At 44.2% G+C, this 26,067-nt stretch carries 24 protein-coding genes; 7 read left to right on the top strand and 17 right to left on the bottom strand.

Going from position 1 to position 26,067, the window contains the following annotated elements:
• The first annotated feature begins 2 nt into the window (after positions 1-2).
• Entirely contained in the window at positions 3-788 is a 786-nt protein-coding gene (locus tag WDV75_RS01045; RefSeq protein WP_273557462.1) for a DUF4225 domain-containing protein, read from the top strand.
• Between the two features lie 8 nt (positions 789-796).
• Here the strand turns inward: WDV75_RS01045 and WDV75_RS01040 are convergent, their stop codons facing one another.
• Entirely contained in the window at positions 797-1,120 is a 324-nt protein-coding gene (locus WDV75_RS01040) for a hypothetical protein (RefSeq protein WP_273557461.1), read from the bottom strand.
• Between the two features lie 159 nt (positions 1,121-1,279).
• Between WDV75_RS01040 and WDV75_RS01035 the strand changes: the two genes are divergently transcribed.
• Positions 1,280-1,525, top strand: a complete 246-nt coding sequence (locus WDV75_RS01035; RefSeq protein ID WP_273557460.1) for a DUF4225 domain-containing protein — start codon at positions 1,280-1,282, stop codon at positions 1,523-1,525.
• An 87-nt stretch (positions 1,526-1,612) separates the two neighbouring features.
• Here WDV75_RS01035 and WDV75_RS01030 read toward each other — a convergent pair whose 3' ends face one another.
• The 3 genes from WDV75_RS01030 to yihI all read right to left on the bottom strand — a co-directional run bounded on the left by WDV75_RS01030 (position 1,613) and on the right by yihI (position 4,137).
• Positions 1,613-1,930, bottom strand: a complete 318-nt coding sequence (locus WDV75_RS01030) for a hypothetical protein (protein ID WP_273557459.1) — start codon at positions 1,928-1,930, stop codon at positions 1,613-1,615.
• 93 nt (positions 1,931-2,023) lie between these two features.
• Entirely contained in the window at positions 2,024-3,397 is a 1,374-nt protein-coding gene (gene hemN / locus WDV75_RS01025) for an oxygen-independent coproporphyrinogen III oxidase (protein ID WP_273557458.1), read from the bottom strand.
• 218 nt (positions 3,398-3,615) lie between these two features.
• Positions 3,616-4,137 (bottom strand): Der GTPase-activating protein YihI, encoded by a 522-nt coding sequence (gene yihI, locus WDV75_RS01020; protein ID WP_273557457.1) that lies wholly within the window; start codon positions 4,135-4,137, stop codon positions 3,616-3,618.
• Positions 4,138-4,283: 146 nt separating this feature from the next.
• Between yihI and WDV75_RS01015 the strand changes: the two genes are divergently transcribed.
• Positions 4,284-5,753 (top strand): glycosyltransferase family 39 protein, encoded by a 1,470-nt coding sequence (locus WDV75_RS01015; protein ID WP_273557456.1) that lies wholly within the window; start codon positions 4,284-4,286, stop codon positions 5,751-5,753.
• A 62-nt stretch (positions 5,754-5,815) separates the two neighbouring features.
• Here the strand turns inward: WDV75_RS01015 and WDV75_RS01010 are convergent, their stop codons facing one another.
• Complete coding sequence (locus WDV75_RS01010) at positions 5,816-7,153, bottom strand: NCS2 family permease (protein WP_273557455.1); 1,338 nt, start codon at positions 7,151-7,153, stop codon at positions 5,816-5,818.
• A gap of 199 nt (positions 7,154-7,352) precedes the next feature.
• Positions 7,353-7,892, bottom strand: a complete 540-nt coding sequence (locus WDV75_RS01005; RefSeq protein ID WP_273557454.1) for a TetR/AcrR family transcriptional regulator — start codon at positions 7,890-7,892, stop codon at positions 7,353-7,355.
• A gap of 100 nt (positions 7,893-7,992) precedes the next feature.
• Between WDV75_RS01005 and WDV75_RS01000 the strand changes: the two genes are divergently transcribed.
• The gene (locus WDV75_RS01000; RefSeq protein WP_273557453.1) at positions 7,993-9,471 is read left to right on the top strand and encodes an MFS transporter; all 1,479 of its coding nucleotides are present in this window, start codon (positions 7,993-7,995) and stop codon (positions 9,469-9,471) included.
• 87 nt (positions 9,472-9,558) lie between these two features.
• Here the strand turns inward: WDV75_RS01000 and WDV75_RS00995 are convergent, their stop codons facing one another.
• From WDV75_RS00995 to greB, 11 genes are all read right to left on the bottom strand, one after another.
• A complete protein-coding gene (locus WDV75_RS00995; protein ID WP_273557452.1) occupies positions 9,559-10,272 on the bottom strand; it encodes an amino acid ABC transporter permease in 714 nt (237 codons plus the stop codon).
• Between the two features lies 1 nt (position 10,273).
• Positions 10,274-11,011 carry an amino acid ABC transporter permease gene (locus WDV75_RS00990; protein ID WP_273557451.1) on the bottom strand — a complete coding sequence of 246 codons (738 nt, stop codon included), beginning with the start codon at positions 11,009-11,011 and terminating at the stop codon, positions 10,274-10,276.
• 86 nt (positions 11,012-11,097) lie between these two features.
• Complete coding sequence (locus tag WDV75_RS00985) at positions 11,098-11,946, bottom strand: ABC transporter substrate-binding protein (protein ID WP_273557450.1); 849 nt, start codon at positions 11,944-11,946, stop codon at positions 11,098-11,100.
• A 110-nt stretch (positions 11,947-12,056) separates the two neighbouring features.
• Positions 12,057-12,773 (bottom strand): phosphate signaling complex protein PhoU, encoded by a 717-nt coding sequence (phoU, locus tag WDV75_RS00980; protein WP_273557449.1) that lies wholly within the window; start codon positions 12,771-12,773, stop codon positions 12,057-12,059.
• Positions 12,774-12,792: 19 nt separating this feature from the next.
• On the bottom strand, positions 12,793-13,587 hold the full coding sequence (gene pstB / locus WDV75_RS00975; protein WP_189759701.1) for a phosphate ABC transporter ATP-binding protein PstB: 795 nt from the start codon (positions 13,585-13,587) through the stop codon (positions 12,793-12,795).
• Between the two features lie 49 nt (positions 13,588-13,636).
• A complete protein-coding gene (pstA, locus tag WDV75_RS00970; protein WP_273557448.1) occupies positions 13,637-14,545 on the bottom strand; it encodes a phosphate ABC transporter permease PstA in 909 nt (302 codons plus the stop codon).
• Position 14,546: 1 nt separating this feature from the next.
• On the bottom strand, positions 14,547-15,506 hold the full coding sequence (pstC, locus tag WDV75_RS00965; RefSeq protein ID WP_273557557.1) for a phosphate ABC transporter permease PstC: 960 nt from the start codon (positions 15,504-15,506) through the stop codon (positions 14,547-14,549).
• Positions 15,507-15,537: 31 nt separating this feature from the next.
• The gene (gene pstS / locus WDV75_RS00960; RefSeq protein ID WP_273557447.1) at positions 15,538-16,560 is read right to left on the bottom strand and encodes a phosphate ABC transporter substrate-binding protein PstS; all 1,023 of its coding nucleotides are present in this window, start codon (positions 16,558-16,560) and stop codon (positions 15,538-15,540) included.
• Positions 16,561-16,762: 202 nt separating this feature from the next.
• A complete protein-coding gene (locus WDV75_RS00955) occupies positions 16,763-17,776 on the bottom strand; it encodes an ATP-binding protein (protein ID WP_273557446.1) in 1,014 nt (337 codons plus the stop codon).
• Positions 17,773-18,492 (bottom strand): two-component system response regulator OmpR, encoded by a 720-nt coding sequence (gene ompR, locus WDV75_RS00950; protein ID WP_273557445.1) that lies wholly within the window; start codon positions 18,490-18,492, stop codon positions 17,773-17,775. The genes WDV75_RS00955 and ompR overlap by 4 nt, the downstream gene beginning before the upstream one ends.
• A 99-nt stretch (positions 18,493-18,591) precedes the next feature.
• The gene (gene greB / locus WDV75_RS00945; protein WP_273557556.1) at positions 18,592-19,074 is read right to left on the bottom strand and encodes a transcription elongation factor GreB; all 483 of its coding nucleotides are present in this window, start codon (positions 19,072-19,074) and stop codon (positions 18,592-18,594) included.
• Between the two features lie 275 nt (positions 19,075-19,349).
• On the opposite strand from greB, the gene WDV75_RS00940 reads away from it, so the two are divergent.
• The 3 genes from WDV75_RS00940 to WDV75_RS00930 all read left to right on the top strand — a co-directional run bounded on the left by WDV75_RS00940 (position 19,350) and on the right by WDV75_RS00930 (position 25,453).
• Positions 19,350-21,686: a Tex family protein gene (locus tag WDV75_RS00940; RefSeq protein WP_273557444.1), complete on the top strand. Its 2,337-nt coding sequence runs from the start codon at positions 19,350-19,352 to the stop codon at positions 21,684-21,686.
• Between the two features lie 200 nt (positions 21,687-21,886).
• Complete coding sequence (locus tag WDV75_RS00935; RefSeq protein WP_273557443.1) at positions 21,887-24,700, top strand: inverse autotransporter beta domain-containing protein; 2,814 nt, start codon at positions 21,887-21,889, stop codon at positions 24,698-24,700.
• 348 nt (positions 24,701-25,048) lie between these two features.
• Positions 25,049-25,453 (top strand): hypothetical protein, encoded by a 405-nt coding sequence (locus WDV75_RS00930; protein ID WP_273557442.1) that lies wholly within the window; start codon positions 25,049-25,051, stop codon positions 25,451-25,453.
• Positions 25,454-26,067 lie beyond the last annotated feature (614 nt).

The following is a 26,067-nucleotide window of genomic DNA, read 5'->3' as shown; positions in this document are numbered from 1 at the left end:
ACATGTTTATAAATAGAAATAATGATTATTTCTCTGTAATGGGAGCATTAACTGCTCGAAGTGTAACTGAAGCTGCATTATCAGCGTCAACATTTCTGGAAAATTTCTCAGTTAAAAGAAAATTTCAAAATGAAATTAAAAAATTTATTGATTACAATTTAGATACAATACTAAGCCAATCATCTTCTGAATCCGATAAATCACGAGCGATACAAAATTTAAAACAAGAACGGTTATATTTATCTCAGCAAGAAAATATTATAAGAAATAATATAGCTCAAAAATATGCAGCCATTGAAATAAAAAAAGAGAATGACGCGTACACTTATGTTCTAAAAGGAGTTGGCTTAGTCGCCGGAGCAGTGCAATTTATCACAGGTCTTGCTATTGTAACCACAACAAGTGCAACGGTCGTTGGCTATGTAGCAGGTTCAGCGCTCATTGTTCAAGGTGCAGGAAATTTTGAAGAAAATTTAACATCATTACTTAATAACGATGCAGATTATAAAGGCTATTTGAGGTTAGGTTATGAACATGCTTTTAATTTCATTGGGTTCGATAAAAGAACGGCAAATTTAGTTTATGGTGGTGTAGATATAGCTCTTTCTGGATACGGAGTATTTAGAAATGTGTTAAAACCTGAGACATGGAGATTATTTTATTATATAAATGACGATTATATAACCAGTTATAAAACTATGGGTGGCTATGCTCTAACATTTGAAATATCCGCAGATGGAGTAACATTAAAATCACTCTACGACGCATATAACACCCCAATTGAATAAGAATAATTTTACAGTCGTTTATATTTTCGCATAAATATAAATGACTTATAAGCCAATCTGAAAGAGGTTATAAATATAGCAAGAGGCATTAAAATAACAATAGCGATAAAGAATCCTTTAAAATTAGCCTCACCTGCCATTAAAAAAAAGAACGCTAAAACCATAAATGCCAAAGGAAGAATAAACAAGAGTCTATAAAATCTATTTTCCAAATTCATCATTTCATTTAGTAATGTAGTACCATTTCTCTTATTTATAGCTTTTAATAATTTCATGTCATTTAAAGTAAAACCACTTTTTTTCATTAACTCTTCTATTTTTTCATTATTCATTTTTTCACTCCTTGTTTTTCTTAATTATTTGTAATTAAGCCTGTCTTTTAGTTACTTGACTTTTTGATAAAAAACCGCAACTGCATTGTAGTTCTTCTCTAACCAAGAAGCAAAGAATAATTTTACACTCAGGGCGATAAGAAACATCTGATTATAATTGTGCTAAGTGATCAAGAACATGTATTACAATACGGTAATTACGAACAATATGTGTCTATTGAAATAAGAAAAAGTAGTGAAGGACTTGGTTTTTATAATTATGTACTAAAAGGGATTGGTTTGATCACGGGAGCAACTCAATTTATTGCAGGCTTAGGCATTATGCTAGCAGGAGATGCTTCTGTAATTGGCGCTCCTTTGGGTAACTGTAGCAGGTGCTTTTCTCGTACTTCATGGCGTAAGTAATATTCAAGAAAATTTTGGTGCTATTATTCATGATGATCCTAGTTACAACGATCCAAATTATAATAAAAAAACAATAAAGATATAAATCTATCCTTTATGTTTTCTTATAAACATAAAGGATTTGTATCTTAAACTTGGGGAGGAAAATAATAACACAAGAAAAATAGAAATTAAAAATGTTAATGAGATAGTTAAATAATCAACATCTGGAACAAAAAAAATGGCAGAAACAATAGAAAATAAAATAATAAGAAAAACCCATATCAACCTATAAAAACTATTACTTAGAATCATAATTTCTTTTTTTATATCGTGACCAGACCGCTGAGAAACAGATTTTATTTGATTTATTTCCTTTAATGTAAAACCATGTTCTATCATTAATTCTTCTGTTACTTTTTCCATAGTTACTTACCTCTGATTTTTATCGGAAGTGTTTAGATTCGCCTATCTCAGCCAATCGTAATGTGTTAGATATTTCAATAGAAAATTAAGCCCTCATATCACCCGCGAAAATTGCCGCTGCCGCATCTGAATACGCAGATAGCTATCAAAACACATACAAATATTACGTATCAGCAATCGCCCTTTCGGGGATACCTGAATCTGCGATTCAGTCACTTCAACTAACCCATCTGCTGCCAACGGTGCCAACAATTGCAGGTCTTCGGCAAAATAATCCGTGAAATTCAGCCCATAACACCGCTCAATATCCGCAAAATTCAGCCGAAAGTTACAGATTAATGCCTTAATCACATCACGGCGAATGCAATCATCTTGCGTCAAGGATAAACCACGCCATAAAGCATGGCCCTGTGCGTCCACCGCCGCATAGTAAGTTTTTAGGTCTTTCTGGTTCTGGGCGTAACTATCCCCCAGCATACTGATCGCGGAAACCCCCATACCCAGTAAATCGCATTCCCCCTGCGTGGTATATCCCTGGAAGTTACGGTGCAAGATGCCTTGGCGTTGCGCAATCGCCAATTCATCATCAGGACGAGCAAAGTGATCCATCCCAATAAACTGATAGCCATTCCCTGTCAGGGTCGCAATCGTTTCTTGCAAGATATCCAACTTCTGCGCCGCAGTGGGTAAATCCTGCTCCTTAATCTTGCGCTGTGCCGCAAATAAATTCGGTAAGTGAGCATAGTTGAAGACACTTAAACGATCAGGAGACAAGGCCAACACCCGCTGCAAGGTAAAGGAAAAACTTTCGGCTGTCTGTTTCGGCAGGCCATAAATCAGATCAATGCTGGTGGATGTAAAACCTGTTTCACGGGCGCGCTTGATCAGTGCGAAAATAAACGCTTCATCCTGCTCTCGATTCACCAAACGTTGTACATCTTTATTGAAATCCTGCACCCCCATACTCAGGCGATTAAAGCCTTCGTGATGCAAGTGATCAATGACATCGAGTTCAATTTCACGCGGATCAATTTCAATGGAAAGTTCAGCATCAGGCAGAAAATGGAAATGGCTGCGCAGCATCGACATCAATCGACTGATCTGCGTTTTGTCCAGATAGGTCGGCGTGCCTCCGCCCCAGTGCATCTGGCTGACTTTCCGCTGGGAAAATAATTTGGCACGGGCTGTAATCTCTTTTTCCAGCACATTCAGATAGTCATCCGCCTTGTGCTTTTGGCGCGTAACCAGCTTATTGCAACCACAGAAATAACAAAGCTTATGGCAAAATGGGATATGAATATAGAGGGAAAGCGGACGATCAGGATAACGGACAGCAGCCTGAGCAAAAGCAGATGCATCGTAGTGTTGGTTAAACTCCAATGCTGTTGGATACGAAGTATAACGAGGACCTGAATAGTTGTATTTTTGGATCAAAGGCAGATCCCAAACAATGGCTTGCTCTGACATGCTTATTCCTTCCGCTGTTTTCGCCCATCAAAACGCAACATTTTCGTGGAATCGAAACGTCGTGCCATGATGATAATACGCAACCGACGTTTACGTTGCGATAGCCGCCATAGTTTACCCAATAACCACAATAAATAACATACTGATATTGTGGTTATTAATATCATGGTTATCAGAATGAACCCGCCTTTTACGATCACAATTCATTGATGAAGGCGTTACTTACCCTTCAGCAATTGCATGATATCTTCCTGTGGTTCTTCCTCGCCGTCCTCTTCTTCCAGCGCAATACCCAACTCTTCCATCAGGGTATCAATGCGATCGAGCATATTGTCGACATAAGCATTGTCTTCCTGAGACAGTTTTTCACCCTGTTCAAGGCGTGCCAACAAGTCATCCAATCGCTCATCATTTTCCAACATGTCCAGCTCTTCCTGCGGTGACAGGCGCGGCTTCTGTTTCTCTACAGCCGGTTTAGCCGTTGGTTTCACTACCCTTTCTTGCTCACCGACGAGCAGAGGAACCGGAACCTTACTGCCGATACGTGGATCTTTTTCCTGTCTGGCTACTGGATGCTTTTTATTACCGTCATGACCGTTATGACGGCTGCCTGACAGTTTACCACGACGTTTTTTCTGGCGTTTACGTTCGCGACCTTCTGCATCCAGCTCTGCGCGACTTTTTCTTTTTTGCTTACCAGCGGAAGGTTTCGCCGGTGATTTTTTCTTTAATGGGCTCATAGCGTGTGACTCAACTCATTTTTATCAAGATATTTTCGGCGGAATCTAACAGAAACTCCCTTTAACATCCAATGTCATTCACTTATCGTTTAAATTTCGTCTAGTATTATGGATAGATTTAACTCAAATAATATTTTCAGGCTACCATGCGTTTTTTTGATACCTCTTCTTATCGTATGCCATTGTATCTTTGGGTCACTGGTTATGCTGTTTTGTGGATAATAGCAAGTTACTTTCTCGATCCCACTGTTCCCTATGATGCCGTAGAAGCCTTGAACTGGGGTATTAATGGGGAATGGGGTTCACCCAAAAATCCATGGCTAGTGGGAGCCATCATGCTACCCGCTATCTCTATCAGCAACATTTCTCTCAGTTTTTATTGGTATTTCACCCACTTTGTTGCTATTGCCATCGGGATGCTTGGGGTTTGGCAACTGGCTTTCCGGCTGACGGGTAAAGTTGTACTCGCATGGCTTGCCATGCTGACTTTGAACCTATCCGGTGTCATCAATTTTGATATCATTCCTTATAATGATAATTACCTTTTAGTGATGCTCTGGCCGTGGTCATTGCTGTTTTTCCTGCGTGCCATTGACGATCACCCCAAATGGTGGCTGGCATTCGCCCTCTCCACAGGGCTGGCAACGATGGCAAAATATTCTTCGCTTTCTATTGTTGGCTCGGTCTTTTTGCTCTCACTATTCGTGCCTAAAATACGCCGTAACTATCGGGAGCCGCTGTTTTATCTTGCTATTGTCATCTGGTTCGCGCTGATCCTGCCGAACGTTTGGTGGCTGGTGCATAACGATTTCGCCGCCTTTAAATGGGTCGGTTCCCAAATTCAGAAAGGGTTCAACTTACATACTACGCGCGCGCTACTTTCCGTGTTCTACCCGTTAATTATCGTCAGTGTCATTATTTATCTGTTGGGTGGACGGATTGGCTGGCCCAGGCAGCAATCCAATGCGCTGGCTAATATCGTGATCCTGCTGCCCCTGCTGATTATTTACGGCTGGTTCTCCTTCAATCAGGGTGGGCGTATGACCGAATGGGTACAACCTTTTATGGTCGTTTCACCAGCCCTGTTAGCAGGCTCAATAACGGTATTCCCCAACAACCCCCTGCGAGGCACATTACGGGGGCTGGCGGTGTTTGGTGTATTCGTATTGATCGGTTATGTCGGTGTGATGATGGCAAATGTCCGTGATGCAGGACAAAAATTTGTTGGCATAAAAACCTTTGCCAGCCAACTTGATCAACGCTGGAACGAACTGTATCCAACCCCATTGCGTTATGTGGGTGGCGAATATCTGCATCAATGGCTGACATTTTATAGCCACTATCGTCCCGAAACGATGCAACCCTGGGAATTAGATAATGGTGTACCACCCAATATCTATAACCGCCATATCAAAGAAAGCAATATAGTGAAATATGGTGCTTTGCTAGTGGGAGAGCGAGGAAAGGAGTGTGCCGAGGAAGATTTCCAACATACGTTTGCACGATGGCCATCATTGGTGCTCAGTCACAAAGAAACGTTTTCCTTCCAGGCCCAACCCAGTGCTGAGTTCGACACTGTCTGCATTGGCTTTATCGCTCCTGAGAATATTCAATGATAATCAGCAAGCCTGACACAATTTGCTGTCAGGCTTTCTCTTAATCACTGTTTCAATCGTGCTCAATGGGCATCCACAAACACCATTTTCAATACAAACAATAGTGTCACGACAAAAACACATGGGCCAACTTCACGCCATTTGCCCGTACCCAATTTCATGGCACAGTAAGCGATAAAACCCAGTGCAATGCCTTCAGTAATGGAGAAACTAAATGGCATCATCACCGCGGTGATAAAAGCAGGAACGGATTCGGTCAGATCATTCCATTTTACCCTTGTCAGGCTGGACGTCATTAAAACGCCCACATAGACCAAAGCTCCCGCTGTGGCATAGGCAGGCACCATGCTTGCCAGCGGAGAGATAAACATCACCAACAGGAATAAAATACCCACGACAATCGCCGTCAAGCCAGTTCTGCCGCCAACAGAAACGCCAGACGAGCTTTCAATATAGGCGGTAACCGAAGAAGTTCCTATGTAAGAACCCGCCACCGAACTGATACTGTCTACGTACAAGGCTTGTTTCATACGCGGGAATTTGCCATTGCTGTCGGCAATACCCGCTTTATCCGTCACACCAATTAATGTGCCGGAAGAATCAAACAAGTTCACCAACATAAATGAGAAAATTACACCAACCAACGCAATATCCAGTGCGCCTTTGACATCAACGTTACCTACCACACTCATCACACTGGGTGGCAAATCAAAAATACCGTGATATTCCACATATCCCATCAGCAAGCCGATACCGGTTGTCACGATAATTGAAACCAACACCGCCGCATGGAAACTACGTGCCGCTAAAATGGCAATGATGAAAAAGCCCAATGTTCCTAACAAAACATTATGGGACGCAAAGTTGCCGATTGAGACAATCGTGTCGGGATTAGCCACAATAATGCCGGCATTTTTCAGCCCCATCATGGCGATGAAAAGGCCGATACCACTGGTAATACCCACACGCAGGCTCAATGGAATATTGGCGATCATCCAGTAACGGACACGAAAGAGAGTCAATATAAATAGTCCCACTGCCCCCCAGAAAATGGCTCCCATGGCAACCTGCCACGAAATACCCATCGCACCGACCACAACAAAGGCAAAAAACGCGTTCAATCCCATCGCAGGTGCAACGGCAACAGGCAGATTCGCTACCAATCCCATCATAATGCTGCCAACGGCGGCAATTAAACAGGTCGTGACAAATACGGCTTTAATATCCATACCTGCCACCGCCAGAATTTGCGGGTTAACAAAGACGATATAAACCATCGTCAGAAACGTCGTTAAACCGGCAATGATTTCAGTACGAACTGTCGTGCCATGTTCCCCTAATTTAAACACGCGCTGAAGCAAGCCCTGACGATGAGCAGAGCCAGAATTTATTGTGCTCATGTATATTGTTTCCCAAAAAACGAAGTTTTCGACCTATCCTACAGGAAACCTATATAAATCGTTACCCTGAAATGGCAAAAAAAGAAAACGTTTGCGATGCGTGTAATCAATAGGTTAAATAACATTATGATTCTTGAGGGGATTCATTTTGCGACGATATTTTATTCGATTAGTCCGCTATTGATCTGGCAAAAGCAATTCAGGGTGACATAGCTGCAAGAATGTCGTTAAAGATGTCTCTCCACTCATCCTCTGTCATATCCATTAAGCCAAAAAAGCGCAGAACAAATGCCCCTTCTGTAGCTAAAAACGCCAAACGTGCCTGACGACCTTCTTCCGTCGTTGTATCCAAGCCTGCTATGCGTTGTCGATACCAGATACGGGTCGATTCAAGATGTTCCGGTGTTTGTAATAAAGCAGCCATTAAACCCGCCGCCTTTGCCGTTGATGCTTCATCCGACCGACTAGTCGCTTCAATATGCGCGCGCACGGCCGTCAGCGGGTGGGGGTTATCTCCAGCAATTTCATGAAACTGTCCGTTATAACTCGCCTCCCAACGCTCAAACATCGCATCAATCAGGCCATCTTTTGTGCTAAAACTGTATTGTACTCCCCCCTTGGTAATGCCAACTGCCTTCGCCAACGCATCAATCGTGAGAGCCGCAGCACCATGTGTTGTGACAATGTGTTCCGCTGCATCCAACAGAACTTCCCGATCAATTGTTTTACGTCGTCCCATGCAAACCTCCTTTTAATTAAATACGTATGTATTTATAATGATCGTCAACAATTTAGTCAAGGTTCGACAAGGTTGCCGAACCGCATTGGTGAATTTGCTTATGAAATCGAATATCCGCTGGCTTGTGCTCGCTATTATTTCCAGTGCACTTTTCTTAGTTGTTATTGATATGACCGTGCTATACACCGCTTTGCCACGGCTGACGCATGATTTACATGCTTCTGCTTCAGAAAAACTGTGGATCATGAATGCTTATACGCTAACTATTGCAGGGTTACTTCCCGCTATGGGGGCGTTAAGTGACCGTTTTGGTGCAAAAAAACTGTTTACTAACGGGTTAGCCATTTTCGGTGTGGCATCGTTGATGGCGGCATTTTCCCCCAACCCCGCCACTCTGATTGCTGCGCGTGTGGTGCTTGCTTTTGGCGCGGCGATGATGATGCCTGCGACACTCGCAATAGTCCGGCACGCATTTGCAGATCCAAACGAAAGGGCACTTGCCATTGGTATCTGGTCTGCTATCGCATCAGGCGGTGCCGCGCTTGGTCCGGTTATCGGCGGATTCCTGCTCGAATATTACTGGTGGGGATCGGTTTTCCTGATCAACGTCCCGATTGCTCTCATTGCATTTGGCTTTGCACTGGTCGTTATTTCTAAAAGCCCAAACAATTCAGGCCATTCTTTTGACCTTATTGCTTCTGTGCAAATCATGATTGGCCTGGTAAGTATCACCTATGCGATCAAGGAATTAAGCAAACCAATACCTTCATTGCTGACCACCGTGATAGTCGGCATCACAGGTATTATTTTCACGGCCATCTTCATTCGTCGCCAGTTAAGTTCATCAACCCCCATGATCGATTTCAAGCTTTTCCGCAATCGCACTTTCACTGCGGGAGTTATCGCTGCTTTCGTTTCCACAGCAGCGCTAGTCGGCATGGAACTTGCTGTTAGTCAACGCTTCCAACTCGCCATGGGTCTATCTCCCTTGCTGGCGGGATTATTTATTTTACCCATTCCGATTGCCTCTTTTATTGCTGGCCCCCTGGCCGGAATTGCGATACCAAAATTTGGTTCTGAACGGATCATGTGGCTTTCACTCGCCCTTGCCGGACTGGGGAGCTTTGTTTACCTCGCTGGCCTGCAATCGCTTTTCGTGCAAATCACTGCATTTTGCATCATTGGCTTTGGTATTGGTGCAGCAATGACTGCTGCTTCCACATCCATCATGTTGAATGCTCCAGAAAACAGCGCTGGCACCGCCGCCTCTATTGAAGAAGTCGCCTATGAATTGGGAAGTTTAATCGGGATAGCCGCTCTTGGCAGTTTAATGGTAGCGGTCTATTCTGCCTCATTCACTCTTCCGGCGGAGATGGGCATCCCAGCACTGGCACGAAACAGTATTGATGAGGCTCTTATTGTCGCAGAAGGGCTAAAGGGAGAGGTTGCACTGTCGCTGATCCAGGCAGCAAAACAAGCTTTCAATCACTCATTCCTGTCGGTGTTGATCGCAGCGGGGACATTGCTGTTGTTGACTTCGGTGCTCATTGCAGTATTTGGAAAAGAAAAACGCTATTAATTAAGTCAATTAGGTAAATATACGCATTAAACTGCAAGTTGCAATTTAATGCGTATATTAATTTTGAGGCGCCACGGTCAAAACTTTTTACGTCAAAATCCGAAGATTGTTTGTACTTTTACGCCTCACTGAGAAGTGACGGGCAACATAATTGGCAATCAATTCCAGTGATAAACACATCACAAAATAAACCAACGCAACGAATAAAAAGACTTCCATCGGATAAACCATGCTGCGGTTATTCACTTGAGTCGCCAAAAATGACAATTCCGCCACGCCAACGATATAAGCCAATGAAGTATCCTTAATTAACGCAATCCACTGATTGATAAATGAAGGCACCATCATACGCAATGCCTGCGGCAAAACGATATGCCACAGGACTTCCCAACGATTGAAACCTAGTGATAACCCTGCCCGCCATTGACCATCACCAATCGCTAAAATTCCCGCTTTGACGCCATGTGCTAAATAAGCCGAAGTAATCAATGCCAGCGCACAGACAACGGTCGTACTTTCAGGGATCTCCATCCCCAATACGACAGGCAACAAGAAATATGTCCAGAAAATCAGCATAATGACCGGAATAGCGCGAAAGAAACCCAGTATTGCTGCCAATAAATTGGCCCAAAAACCGCGCAACATTGCCAGAGCAACGCCACCCAAAATACCCAATACGATGGAGATAGTCCCCGCTATAATGCTGATTACTAGCGTCAATGCCGCCCCTTCCAACGGCCCATCGGGAAAAGTTCCTAATAACAAGTAACGCCAGTTTTCTGCAATAACAGTAAAGTCCATATCAATACCCTCTCGCCAAGGTTCTCTGTTGGCGCCACTGTCCCCAGCCTTCCATCACAGCAATAATGGCAATGTAAAGCACTGTCGCCACACCAAATGCCTCAAAGGTTTGTAAAGATTGGGTTTCCACCTGACGAGAAGCATAGGAGAGTTCTGCCACACCAATCGCCATGGTTAATGATGAATTTTTGACAATATTCATGTATTGCCCCAATAAGGGTGGCATAGCTATTTTCAATGCCTGTGGCAATACAACGTGACGCATGGCCTGCCAGCCTGTTAAACCCAATGCATGGGCTGCATATTTTTGTCCGCGTCCAACGCCCTGAATGCCCGCACGCAACTCTTCTGCAACAAACGGAGCTGAATAGAGAGTGAGTCCGATGAATCCCGCCAGAAATTCAAAGGATGGCCATTCCAGTGTCAGACCGAAAATTATTGTGTCGTGAGGCGTGTTCAGCCATATCATCGCCTCTTGTGGCAAAATTTGCCCGGATGCGAAATACCAGAAAAACAGCTGTACCAACAAAGGGGTGTTACGAAATACCGTAGTGTAAGCCGTAGCCAGCCAGCGCAATGGCTTGATTTGGCTATCCCGTATCGCAGCAATCACAAAACCCAGTAAAGTGGAGGAAATAATGACACAGGCAGAAAGCCACAAGGTGATCAGAAATCCCTGCCAAAGCCATAGAAGATATTCAGGAGCCAGTAAATGCTCAGTAATAAATTGCTCAAACATATCATTCACCGCATAAACAAACAGCAAAGCCCCGCAATAACGGGGCTAATCAATTGGTGTTCTTAAATGGAAGCACTAAACAAACATTACTGTTTCGCCTGATCTGCTAACGGAGCAAATTTAAAATCACCCCGCGGTTGAGCGGATTTCGTTTCCGGGCCAAACCAGCGGTTATAGATTTTCTCTGCTTCACCCTCTTTTTCCAATTTCAGTAAGGTTTGGTTAACCGAATCAACTAATCGCGTTTCCCCCTTGGAAGCCGCAACTGCTTGATATTCACGGGTAATGCTAAAAGGGGAAATTTCAAAATCGGCTTTCTGTGCTTCCGGCACATTTGCCAGCAAGCCAACCAGTTTCGCATCATCCTGCGTGATCGCCTGGACATTGCCATTTCTCAGAGCCGCAAATGCCAATGGTGTATCGTCATATGAGATCACTTTAGCTGTTGGATAACGCTCACGTAAGGTGATTTCCTGCACCGTCCCCTTGTCTGCACCAATGCGCAGTTTGGCAATATCGTCCGGCTTGGTCAAAACACCTTTGCGGGCAATGAATTTCTGACCTGTTGCAAAATAAGGGATGGAAAAATCAACTTGTTTTGCACGTTCATCAGTGATCGTGAAATTAGCAGCAATTAAGTCAATTTTTTTGGAAGAAAGCAGAGGAATGCGATTTGCTGGATTCGTTGGTCGCAGCTCCAGCTTCACCCCTAAATCTTTGGCAATCGCATTGGCGATATCGACATCATAGCCTGCCAATTTTTTCGTTTGAGGATCGATAAAACCAAATGGTGGGTTACTGTCAAATACTGCAATACGTACCGTGCCAGCTTTTTTAATATCATCAAGTTTATCTGCTTTTGCCACTCCTGAAACCAATGCCAAGCTGGTCAGCAGAGCAGTAACCGCTACGCGAGATTTGTTGCCAATCTTCATTGTACACCCCTGTTGGTTATTAATTTTTATATATCAACAAAAGCTATCAATTTAGATATAGCACCTGAAATAATATAAAATACTATATTTATTCAATTTTAGAATAATAACTATTCTTTTTGGGTCAGTAATTTTTCCAAATTGTCACCACCGATATGGCGAAAGTCCTGTCCTTTGACGTAATAGAAGATAAATTCACAAATATTCTGGCAACGGTCACCAATGCGCTCAATAGAGCGGGCACAGAAGAGAGCTGTCATGACATTCGGAATGGTTCTGGGATCTTCCATCATGTAAGTCATAAGCTGGCGGATAATACTTTCGTATTCCTGATCGACTTTTTTGTCTTCACGGTAGATACGGATGGCTTCTTGCAGATCCATACGGGCAAAGGCATCCAACACATCATGCAACATTTGGATCGTATGACGCCCCAGTGATTCCAGGCTAACCAGCAAAGATTGCTGTTGATGTGAAAATCTTTCAAGCGCAGTTTTACAGATCTTATTGGCAACATCGCCAATGCGCTCCAGTTCAGCAATGGTCTTTGAAATAACCATGATCAGGCGCAGGTCACTGGCTGTCGGTTGGCGTTTTGCAATGATGCGGACACACGCTTCATCAATCGCCACTTCCATCATATTGACTTTCTGGTCATCCTCAATCACTTGCCGTGCCAATACTTCATCTTGGTTGTGCATCGCCAGAATCGCCTTACTAAGCTGTTCTTCCACCAAACCGCCCATTGTCATCAATTCGGTACGAATATGTTCCAGTTCAGCAGTGAACTGACCCGAGATATGCTTGCTGAGATTCAGATTGTCCATATTTTTCTATCCCCCCGTATTAACCGTAACGGCCAGTAATGTAATCTTCGGTCTGTTTCATCTTCGGTGTGGTGAATAATCTATCGGTGTCGCTAAATTCAATCAGTTCACCCAGGTACATAAATGCAGTGTAATCCGAACAGCGAGCCGCTTGCTGCATATTGTGGGTGACGATCACGACGGTATATTCCGATTTCAGTTCACTGATTAACTCTTCAATGCGTCCTGTCGAGATGGGATCAAGTGCCGAACAAGGTTCATCCAACAACAAGATCTCTGGACGAATGGCAATACCACGGGCAATGCACAGACGCTGTTGCTGGCCACCAGAAAGGCTATGCCCACTCTGGTGTAATTTATCTTTGGTTTCATTCCACAATGCCGCTTTGGTCAATGCCCATTGGACTCGTTCATCCATCTCTGTTCTGGGCAGTTTTTCAAACAGGCGCACCCCGAAAGCAATATTGTCGTAAATGGACATCGGAAATGGTGTTGGTTTCTGGAAGACCATCCCAACCTTGGCACGTAGCAAGGCAATATCTTGTGTGTCTGTCAGGATATTGGTGCCATCCAGAATAATTTCACCTTCAGCGCGCTGATCCCCGTACAATTCATACATTTTGTTGAAAGTACGCAGTAATGTGGACTTGCCACAGCCCGACGGCCCGATGAATGCCGTTACCTTGTTTTGTGCAATATCCAGCGTAATATTTTTCAACGCATGGAACTTGCTGTAATAGAAATTCAGATCACGCACCTGGATTTTACTTTCTGCGATTTTATTTACTGAAATAACGTCATTAGCCTTATTCATCAATATTTATCTCTTGAATACCTTCTGCTTTTATTCCGTTGAAAAAATATTAGTGCTTTTTCTTCGCAAACAGCGCACGCGCCACAATATTAATGAGCAATACACACAGGGTGATCAGCAATACTCCCGCCCATGCCAACTGCTGCCAGTCAGAGAATGGACTCATGGCAAACTTGAAAATAGTGACAGGCAAGTTTGCCATCGGCTGGTTAAGATCGGTACTCCAGAACTGGTTGGAAAGCGAGGTGAACAACAATGGAGCCGTTTCACCAGCGATACGAGCAATAGCCAGTAACACACCGGTCATAATGCCTGATATCGAGGCTTTCAACGTAATGGCAGAGATCATTTTCCATTTCGGTGTTCCCAAGGCATAAGCAGCTTCACGCAAGTTATCCGGCACTAATTTCAGCATATTTTCTGTCGTGCGAATCACAATGGGGATCTGCAACAGTGCCAGTGCCATTACTCCAGCCCACCCTGAAAAATGTTGCATCTTCGTGACCACAACGGTGTAGACAAATAATCCGACAACAATCGAAGGGGCTGAAAGCAGGATGTCATTAATAAAGCGGATGATTTCTGCCAGCCATGAATGGCGACCATACTCCGCCAGATAAATGCCCGCCATAATTCCCAATGGCGTACCAAACACCGTCGCCCAGAAGATCAGCAAGCCGCTACCCACAATGGCGTTTGCCAACCCACCACCCTCGGTATTCGGAGGCGGTGTCATTTCAGTAAACAACGCCAGCGACATGCCATCAATCCCTTTAGTGACGGTGGAGATCAAAATCCAGCCCAGCCAGAATAAACCGAATGCCATCGTCATCATGGATAACATCAGCGCCAGCCGATTTTTCTGACGACGCCATGACTGCATACGGCGGCGACTTTTCATCTCCGCTTCGTTTACTGTATTGACTAAATGTGAAGGTTGCTCATTGACGGTTGTCATCTCAGCGCAGCCCCTCATTTTTTGCCAGACTCATAATCATTAATTTTGACAACGCCAGGACAATAAAGGTGATGGCAAATAAGATCAGTCCCAGTTCCATCAATGCGGCGGTATGCAGGCCAGATTCAGCCTCAGCAAATTCATTTGCCAATGCAGAAGTGATACTGTTCCCCGGCATATACAGCGACAAACTATCAAGTTGGTAGGTATTACCGATAATAAAGGTGACTGCCATTGTTTCTCCCAATGCCCGGCCAAGTCCCAACATCACACCGCCAATCACACCATTCCGGGTATACGGCAAGACGATATGCCAAATCACTTCCCATGTTGTACAACCGATGCCATAAGCCGACTCTTTCATCATCACAGGGGTTTGTTCAAACACATCGCGCATGACAGAAGCGATATAGGGGATAATCATGATGGCAAGAATGACACCCGCTGCCAGAATGCCGATGCCAAAAGCAGGACCGGAGAATAGCGCCCCTACGATGGGAATGCTGGAGAGCACATCACCAACGGGTTGCTGGAAATAGGTGGCAAACAGCGGAGCGAAAACAAACAACCCCCACATGCCATAAACAATACTGGGGATCGCGGCCAATAACTCAATCGCCACACCCAATGGACGTTTTAACCAGTTTGGTGACAATTCCGTCAGAAACAGGGCAATACCAAAACTCACGGGAACCGCAATAATCAGGGCAACTAACGAAGTCATCAATGTGCCATAAATCGGCACCAATGCGCCAAACACCCCTGCCGGCGCATCCCACTCTTTACGCCATAAGAAAGCAAAACCAAATGCTTGTATACTCGGCCAGGAAGCAATGATCAGTGAAATGATAATGCCTCCCAGCAGAAATAAAGTTAACAGCGCCGCTAACTTCACCAAGGCGCTGAAAATAATGTCACCCTTTCTGCTCGGTGCTTTCAGTGCCGTTTTACGTTCGGCCATACGCTTCATTCTCATTTTAGGTTATTTCCCCTTAATAAAAGGAGAGATTACTCTTCCATGCTGCACGCACCTGGCTGACCACTTCTTCCGGCAGGGTGGCATAATCCAGATCTTTCGCCTGTTGTTTGCCATTGTTATAAGCCCAATCGAAGAATTTCAGCACTTCGGCACCGTTGGCAGCATTTGCCTGCTTTTTGTGGATGAGAATGTATGTAGTCGAGGTAATTGGCCACGCATGATCGCCTTTCTGGTTTGTCAGATCCTGCGCAAAACTGCGATTCCAATCCGCACCTTTGGCCGCTGCACTAAAGTTCTCTTCGGTCGGCGCTAGCACGGCACCATCCGCTGAAACCAGTTTGGTATAAGCCAGGTGATTCTGCTTCGCATAGGCATACTCGACATAACCAATCGAGCCGGGCAGACGCTGAACAAATGCAGCAATCCCGTCATTACCTTTACCACCCAATCCTGTTGGCCATTTGACGGTCGAACCCGTCCCAACTTTTTGTTTCCAATCGCCGTTAACTTTGGACAGGTAACTCGTGAAAACATAGGAGGTCCCTGAGCCGTCAGCGCGACGAACCACGGCAATATTTTGCTCTGGCAATTTGAGATCGGGATTCAGCTTGGTAATCGCTGAATCATTCCATTTTTTGATATTACCCAGATAAATATCACCCAGTGTTTTACCATCCAGAACCAACTGACCGGCTTTAACACCGGTAATGTTCACCGCCAGCACAATTCCACCGATAACCGTTGGGAACTGGAACAAGCCATCAGTCGCCAATTTTTCATCAGAAAGCGGGGCATCAGAGGCACCAAAATCGACCGTATTGGCAACAATCTGTTTTACACCACCAGAAGAGCCAATGCCTTGATAATTGATTTTGTTGCCCGTTTCTTTCTGATAAGAATCCGCCCATTGGGTATATATCGGTGCAGGAAACGTCGCACCTGCCCCCGTCAGGCTGGTGGCCGCGAATGAAGACAGGGATGTCATGGCAAATACAGCAACCATGATACTCGCCACGGTGGTACGCATTAATTTCATACTATCTCCTGTTGGATTTCCTACTGGGATACGCATCATTAATGAAACACAAATGTCAGGTATCACTGACAATCTGATTTTTAGGTAACAAAATGATTCAATAATGAAAATAAGCGAATTCAATGACAATAAGATGTATGAATTATGACATTTTTATGACAGGTGGTTTCGACAATACCTTATTTCGCATTCAATGCGATTTTCATCTTGTATTCAACGGAATAGATATACGAATGGACAGCCCCTGTTTTTCACTGCTCCCCACCTGAATATCTCCCCCATGGCTATCAATGATACGGCGGATGATCGCCAGCCCTAGCCCCACACCACTATTTATTTCACGTCTATTATTTCCTTGCATAAAAGGTTGGAATAAAACAGCGGCTTCTTCTTTCGTCATTCCAGTACCGTTGTCCTCAACTTGAAACCAGCCAAATTTTTCTGTTGAGCCACTACTGATGCGGATCCACCCATTGCCGTAACGACGAGCATTAGTAAGCAAATTGACCAGTACACGTTTGATGGAAAAGGGATGGGCTAAAATGAAAATCGAACTTGTCGCTAAACGATTTTCAATATCTGTATCTGTGACACAACGCTGCTCTGCTGTAATCACCTCTTCAAGCAACCCATTCAATTCACAGCATGTCATCGGCATCTCCTGCCCTGCTCGCTGATAATCAATGAATTGATCAATCATGGCATTACACTCTTCAATGTCCTGATGGACAGATTCTGTCAGAAAATCATCTTTTCCCTCCATCATTTCCATCGCCAGACGGATACGGGTAAGCGGAGTACGCAAGTCATGGCTCACGCCAGCTATTAATACCGCCTGATCGCTTTCCTGTGATTTCAGTTCTATCGACAACTGGTTAAGCGCCCTAATGACGGCACGAATCGCGGGCATCCCCATTTCAGGCACTGATGAACCTCTTCTTCCTTTTCTGATGTCGATAACGGCTTTTTGCATCGCCTTTAATGAGTGTTTCTGGATAGCGGAATATCGCCAGAACACCATAAACACAGACAATGCCATCGCAAAAACACTGATAAAGAGATAGGGAAATACCGCGTTAAAAGGGAGTGCTTCTAATACCACCAGCAGTAAGGTGATCAATGTGCTGAACAGCAAACTGCCCAGCACTAAGTACAGGACACGAAAACACAAAGTACGCAGAGAAAGCCAAAACTTTTTCACGCTGGGCTTTTTCATACCTTGTTTCCATCAGGAACAAAAACGTATCCCAGCCCCCAGACCGTCTGGATATAACGTGGATGGGTAGGATCTTCTTCAATCAGGCGACGCAGACGGGAAATCTGGACATCAATGGAACGCTCCATCGCACCATACTCTCGCCCCCGAGCCAAATTCATCAACTTATCCCGTGATAATGGCTCTCGTGGGTGAGAAACCAACACCTTCAGCACGGAAAATTCCCCACTCGTCAAAGGTAACAACTCATCTCGATGAAACATTTCACGCGTTCCAAGATCAAGTTTAAATTTCCCAAACTTGATCACTGCATTATCCGGCGTCGGCGCCCCCGGCAGTTCCTTCGTCTGTCGCCGCAGGACAGCACGCATACGTGCTAACAATTCACGCGGGTTAAAAGGCTTGGCAAGATAATCATCAGCACCAATTTCAAGCCCAACAATCCGATCAATCTCTTCCCCTTTCGCGGATATCATGATGATCGGGATCGCGTTATGCTGACTTCTCAGCCTGCGACAAATAGACAACCCATCTTCACCCGGCAACATTAAATCTAAGACAATCAATTGGATGGATTCTCTGGTCAATAAACGATCCATCTGTTCTGCATTTGCGGCACTACGCACCTGGAATCCTTGTTCGGATAAATAACGTTCCAGTAACGCCCGCAAGCGCATATCATCATCAACAACAAGGATTTTATAACTCTCTTGCATGTTTCAGCTCCTAAGATGCTCCATGCCCGCAACATCCATCACTTTCACAGAAAACTCATAATGCTAATAGAAACTTAACCGCATGTATTTTAAGGCAACTTATGCCAAAGGCTGATAACTAATTTCCAGTATCCAGTAAGTCACTACGCCATTCGGTGTCATCACCGTGACTTCATCATCAACCTGCTTACCCAGTAACGCCCTCGCCACCGGAGAATCAATGGAAATCCATTTTTTTGCCGGATCGAATTCATCCGGTCCCACCAAACGAAATAGGTGTTCTTCCTCATACTCGTTTTCAACTTTTACCCATGCCCCAAAAAAGACTTTCCCTTCTTGTCGCGGATCAGGATCGACAATTTGCAGAATATCCAGACGCTTGGACAAAAAACGCACTCGGCGGTCAATTTCCCTTAACCTTTTTTTACCATAAATGTACTCTGCATTCTCTGAACGATCCCCCAATGCAGCAGCATCTGAAACAGCTTGGGTAACTTTAGGGCGTTCAACTTTCCAGAGATATTTCAATTCCTGATCAAGTACATGCCAACCCTCTCGGGTAATATAGTGACTCTTGTCCATGAAAAAACTCACTTGAGAAAAGATGATTAATGGCGGAGTACTATATCTCATCAACTCTCATCAACCCAATCCCAACCTAGAAGATATTTGATGAATTCTGTCGCAACATGATCGAAATATCGCGCTAAACTGGAAATTATTGCGCTCAACACGTATAAATGGAGCCAGTTTGAACCATGCCGATACTGTTTCAGATGAAATCTGATCTTATCCGGCTCTGTCTGACGATGTTTCAGAATATCTACAGACCCTAAAGAAGTTGAAGAAAACAGACCATGAATGAATCTTTAAGTCGAATCATTGCCGGTGAGCTACAAGCTCAACCACAGCAAATCCTAGCTGCCATCTCCTTGCTTGATGAGGGAAATACGGTTCCCTTTATCGCCCGTTACCGTAAAGAGGCCACCGGTGGTCTGGATGACACACAGCTCCGCCAACTCGAAAACCGTCTCGGTTATCTGCGTGAACTGTCCAACCGCCGTCAGACTATCCTGAAATCGATTGAGGAACAGGGAAAACTAACCGTTGAGCTGGCAGAAGCGATTAACGCAACGCAAAGCAAGACTGAGTTGGAAGATCTGTACCTGCCTTATAAACCTAAACGCCGTACCCGTGGACAAGCTGCCATCGAAGCCGGATTGGAGCCTCTGGCCGACCTGCTATGGCAAGATCCACAGCAAGAGCCAGAACTGGCGGCGGCTGCCTATGTCAATGCTGACAAGGGCGTTGCTGATACCAAGGCAGCATTGGATGGCGCACGTTATATCCTGATGGAACGTTTTGCCGAAGATGCAACCTTGCTGGCGAAGGTACGTGACTATTTATGGAAAAATGCTCACCTGGTTTCTAAGGTTATCGAAGGTAAAGAGGAAGAAGGCGCGAAATTCAGCGATTACTTCGACCACCACGAAGCCATTGCTGTTGTTCCTTCCCACCGTGCCCTTGCTATGTTCCGTGGACGGAACGAAGGTATCCTGCAACTCTCTTTGAATGCGGATCCACAATTTGAAGAAGCACCGAAAGAGAGTCACTGCGAACAAATTATTACCGATCACCTGAATCTGCGCCTGAACAATGCACCGGCTGACAATTGGCGCAAAACAGTGGTGAGCTGGACATGGCGTATCAAGGTACTGCTGCATCTGGAAACCGAACTCATGGGCACACTGCGTGAGAAAGCCGAAAACGAGGCTATTAACGTATTCGCCCGTAACCTGAATGACCTGCTGATGGCTGCGCCTGCGGGTATGCGTGCAACAATGGGTCTGGACCCAGGTTTGCGTACCGGGGTAAAAGTCGCCGTGGTTGACGCGACAGGCAAACTGATTGCCACCGATACCATTTATCCGCACACCGGACAGGAAAACAAAGCGGCTGCTACCGTCGCAGCACTGTGCACCAAACACCAAGTGGAACTGGTTGCGATTGGCAACGGCACCGCATCCCGTGAAACAGAGCGTTTCTTTGCCAACGTTCAGAAACAGTATCCTGACGTTACGGCACAGAAAGTGGTCGTCAGCGAAGCGGGAGCCTCTGTCTATTCCGCATCTGAATTAGCTGCGCAAGAATTCCCTGATCTGGATGTTTCCCTGCGTGGTGCTGTCTCCATCGCTCGCCGCTTGCAAGATCCTCTGGCTGAGCTGGTGAAAATCGAACCTAAATCCATCGGTGTTGGTCAATACCAGCATGATGTCAGCCAAACTTTGCTGGCGAAAAAACTGGATAACGTGGTTGAAGACTGTGTAAACAGCGTCGGTGTTGACCTGAATACCGCCTCTGTCGCGTTGCTGACTCGTGTTGCTGGCCTGACGCGCACTGTTGCTCAAAATATTGTTAACTGGCGCGATGAAAACGGTCGTTTCGACAACCGTAATCAGCTATTGAAAGTGACCCGTCTGGGACCAAAAGCCTTCCTGCAATGCGCAGGCTTCCTGCGTATCAATCAGGGTGATAACCCGCTGGACGCTTCAACCGTTCACCCAGAAGCCTATCCAATAGTTGAGAAGATCCTGGCAACAACTCAGCAAACTCTGCCTGAACTGATGGGTAATCCGGCTAATTTGCGTAACCTGAGCGCCCAGGAGTTCACGACTGAAAAATTTGGGATTCCAACCGTCACCGATATCCTGAAAGAGCTGGAAAAACCGGGTCGCGATCCACGTCCTGAATTCAAGACAGCCACATTTGCCGATGGCGTTGAAACCATGAACGACCTGCAAGCGGGCATGATTTTGGAAGGTACTGTCACTAACGTGACCAATTTTGGTGCATTCGTGGACATCGGTGTCCATCAGGATGGCCTGGTTCATATCTCCTCGCTATCCGACCGTTTTGTGGAAAATCCACACACCGTCGTTAAAACAGGTGATATCGTGAAAGTGAAGGTGATGGATGTTGACCTCAACCGCAAGCGTATTGCATTGACCATGCGTCTTGATGAGCAACCCGGTGAAACACAAGCACGCCGTAGCGCCCAAGAAGGTAACCGTCAGGATCGCAATAATCGCAACGGCAATGGCAGAAATCGCCCTATTTCACGTTCAGGCTCTGCGCCTTTAGCTAATAGCGCGATGAGTGATGCATTGGCCGCTGCCTTTAATAGAAAACGTTAATTAATAAAAAACGTCAGATGACTTAAATGATTTCCTGAACTGGCTCAATGGAGCCAGTTCAGGATATTTAAAATCACTAATTTCTTAAGTCATTAAAAACCATTATCACGTGATAACTATTTTTAATAACGCAAAAATAAAATACGCCACTATTATCACAATAGGACTGGATCCGATTATTTAATACGAGGTGTGTAAATATGTTATCATATATTGGCAAAGTCATATTTTTACTCTTTTTTCTTTATACGTTATTAGTACCTTATACAATAACGAATTCCTTTGCAGAGGGGTGGCTTAAAACTGAAAGAGATACGAGAAAAGCAGATGAGAACGATAATATCGGCGGGCGAGTGAATGGATTAGATAAAAAATATCTGAATTCGGATACGCATAAAAAAAGTGGTGTAAAAGAAAATCATCACACCTCAGATGCTGAGACACAAAATGTTATTGCTAGAAACCTCCAAATGGCCGGTAATTTCCTGTCATCTTCACCTTCAGAGTTGGCCGAACAAGCCAAATCCTATGCGTTAGGGCAAGTTAACGGCCTGGTAACGTCTGAGGCACAAAAATGGCTATCACAGTTTGGTACTGCCAGAATTAATTTTGGACTGGATAAAAAAGGAAAGCGAAAAAACGGCTCACTCGATCTTTTACTGCCGCTCTATGATAATAAAGCGGATTGGCTGTTCTTTTCCCAATTGGGTTATCGCAACAAAGATAGCCGAGATACCATAAACCTGGGGTTAGGTGGCCGTTATTTTTATCAGGACTGGATGTATGGCCTGAATACGTTTTATGACTACGACCTGACCGGTAGAAATCAGCGCCTTGGGCTGGGCGGAGAAATATGGGGAGACTACATTAAACTGGCCGCTAATACCTATTATCGTGCAAGTAACTGGAAAGACTCACGGGATTTTGTCGGTTATTACGAACGCCCAGCCAACGGTTATGACATTAGTGGGGAGTTTTTCTTACCCGCTTACCCTAATCTGGGTGCCAAACTGACTTATGAGCAGTATTTTGGCGATGAGGTCACTTTATTCGATCGTGACACCAAACAGAAAAACCCCATCCTGGCTACCCTGGGGCTGTCTTACACCCCAGTTCCGCTATTTACTCTGGGTGTGGATTATAAACAAGGAAACGGGCACAACGAAACTCAGTTTTTGGCAAATTTAAGCTATCGATTGGGTGTTCCCTTGAGTGTGCAATTATCGCCAGAAAACGTGGCGACGGCGAGGACATTAGCGGGCAGCCGTTATGATCTGGTAGAAAGAAATAATCATATCGTCCTTGAGCATCAGGCAAAGCCAGCCACTCAATTGTCGCTGCCGGATAATATCATCGGGTACAGTGGGGGTCAGCAGGAAGTTACAGTCAAGTTTTCTTCTGAGTCTCCGCTTAAGCAGATTCGTTGGGCAACCAACAAAGAGTTTGAACAGAATGGTGGGAAGCTCTCTTCCCAGATCGGCAACACAATCAAAGTTACCCTGCCAACCTATCTATCCGGCAGTGACCAAAATAACAATTACCCCATTTATGCTGTGGCTGAATGGGAAAATAACCAAAAATCAGCGCCTGCTGAAATGCGTGTCATTGTCAGGCCCTTTATGCTGAAAAAACAGGAAGCAGCTAACTTTACCCCAGCAGGACCATTGCCTGCGACGGGAGATAAAAAGGACGGATATACGTTTGACCCTGTGATTACCTTTGATACGGTCAATAATGCACCGATAAAAAATGCCACCATTAACCATGTTCAATGGACAACCGATCCTAAAATCGGCCCAGATACGAAGTTGCAATGGAAGAATTTGGACGCCTCAAATTCTGGGGTGCTTGATGAAAACGGGCATTTCAAACACAAACCTATCTTAGTGAGTCAACAGCAACATAAAAATGTCAAAGTGTACCTGCAACTGGATAATCAGGCTCCACAATTAGTGGGAGAGGTCAGCTTTGATGTAAACATGGACAGTTTATATAGTATTAGTAAGGATGGTATTAAGTCCGAAAAATTAACGTCTGCATCGGCTGGTGGTTACCCACAATATCAATTTATGGCGACTATCCTGGGTGCTGATGGCAACCCCGTTAAAGAGGGTACAGTCATTAGTGATGCACATTGGAATATCGATCAACCATCAGACGCCGCTAAATATGGCATAACACTAACCCCAGATACTAAAACAGATGACAAAGGAAACTTAAAGGCAATCATAACCAGTACTAAGGCATTCAAGGGGGATGTAGTTGTTTCACTCAAGGTGGGGGAAAATAAGCCCGTTCAATCACCATCATATCCGGTAGATTTCAAACGAGTAGGAGTAGGGATATCGCCAATAACATCGGATAAAGGCCCTTTAGTGATAAAGAAAGCTCATAACCTGACAGTTACCGTTACGGATGGCAATGGTAACCCTCTGCCTAATAAGAAAGTTAACTGGTATGTAACGGAGCAGAGTGAGACTGATCATAGCAAAGTAACAATTTCCTCCAGTAGTATGACCAATCCACAGGACGGTAAAGCTACCGCAACATTGACCAGTAGTACGGCTCAAGACGTTACCGTAACGGCTTCAGTGGATGGCATTGGAACAACTCAGCCAATGACGGTGACATTCGCATTTCCAACGTTCACTGCTCCCATTTTTGTAGAACAAGACCCGCCAACGGGTAAAGTTCTGGGGAATAAGACGGATTCTTATACCTATGCTGCGCAGATGCTGTTTGACGGTAAGCCTTTTCAAAATGCGCCCAAAGACTCGAAGGAGCATATTCCTATTAAATGGATGTCACTTACTGGTGCTGGTAGTCTAAGCTTGATAACATTTAACTCAAAAGAGGACGGCCAATCGCCTGAAGGAAAGTTGTTAGTTGTAGTTACATCTAACCACCAAACTAAACTTATACCATGTGTTGGCGTAGATCTAGGTCAGGATGCCCCAACAGGATCAGACCCCTGTGCAGATGATTTCAATTCAAGGAGCTTTGATGCACCTTAATTTTAACTTTGCTTAAGATTAAGGATAGCTATTTTATCATCACGTAAATGTAGACCCGGCTTTTTAGGTTCAGTAAAAAGCCGGGCTTTTTCACTTTCTATCACAAAGTGATTTCTCCTCTTAAATAAAACCCCGATTAATTAGCAGTAAACTTTGAATTTACGCGCCAGCGCATCACTCACTCGACGAATAGATAGGTTTTATCATGCTAAACCCGATTTTAGTGTGTATTTATTACTGTGTGATTACCGCTTATTGAGATAAAAATTTAACTTAAGTAATATGATTTGGCTATTTAGTCGTAGAATGAAATAACCTTGAACTTTAATGAATATAAGCGAGGTGTTTATGTCTAACGTTAATCAGCCAGAAAAACAGGTGCTAGATTCCGCACAGGTACACCATGTGAAAATAAGAGTGCTCCCAGGTGGCCCTGTACCGGCGACCGGGCTTTATACTATGGGTGTCAAAGTTACGGGTGAAGATAATAAAGGGGTAGCTAACCAGAGAGTTAAATTGAGCGTAACCGATCCACAGGGGAACCCCGTATTGGGCGAGGATGGCAAACCTCAAGTATACACCAATGCTGATGGGAGTAATGATACATTAACCGATCCTAATGGTTGGATTTACTTTACACCGTATCTTAAACTTAACAAATACCAAACCCAAACTGGAACATACACAATAGAGGCCTATGTGGAAGGTTCAGGAATAAAACCTGTGCAGAAGAAGGTGGAATTCAATTCTTAAAATAGTTAAAGAAAGTTACGGTTCAAACTGATTATTATCACGTAAGTGTAGACTCGGTTTTTATTAAAAAGCCGGTTCTACTATAATTTATATCACAAAGTATATTGTTTTATCATTGGTTCAAGTTATTGAGTATCTTTTTTCATGCCAATATGCCCTGTTTGTGTTTATACATCGCATTAATATTTATTAATAACGTTATAAACTTGAATAAGTGATAACATCTGCATATTTTAATTGACTTGCTTGCATTCAAATAATAATTTAATTTCAATATGTGGATTTTTGTCTTAATTATTTTATTTGCCTGAACTTTTCGCTCAGACAAAATAAAATGGATCACATATTAAATAATTATATTACCATTGAAAATAATATTTACGATCAATGGAGGTTATTATCACTGTATTGTGCATTCAGGAAAATATCAGCAGTAAATTTTAAATTTACAACCCAGCAGATTATTCACTCTGAGAGTCAACAGATTTTATAATGTTAAGCCAGATATTAATGCGTATTTGTGGCCATGTGATTGCATCCCATTGAGATAAAAATTTTACTTAAGTAATATCAACTGGCGGTTTAGCAGTAGAATGAAATGACCTTTTACTTTA

The organism is Xenorhabdus griffiniae (genome assembly GCF_037265215.1).
In the GTDB taxonomy this organism is placed as follows: domain Bacteria; phylum Pseudomonadota; class Gammaproteobacteria; order Enterobacterales; family Enterobacteriaceae; genus Xenorhabdus; species Xenorhabdus griffiniae.
Note: the sequence above shows the minus strand (reverse complement) of the source record. Positions and strands in the feature narration are given on the sequence as shown.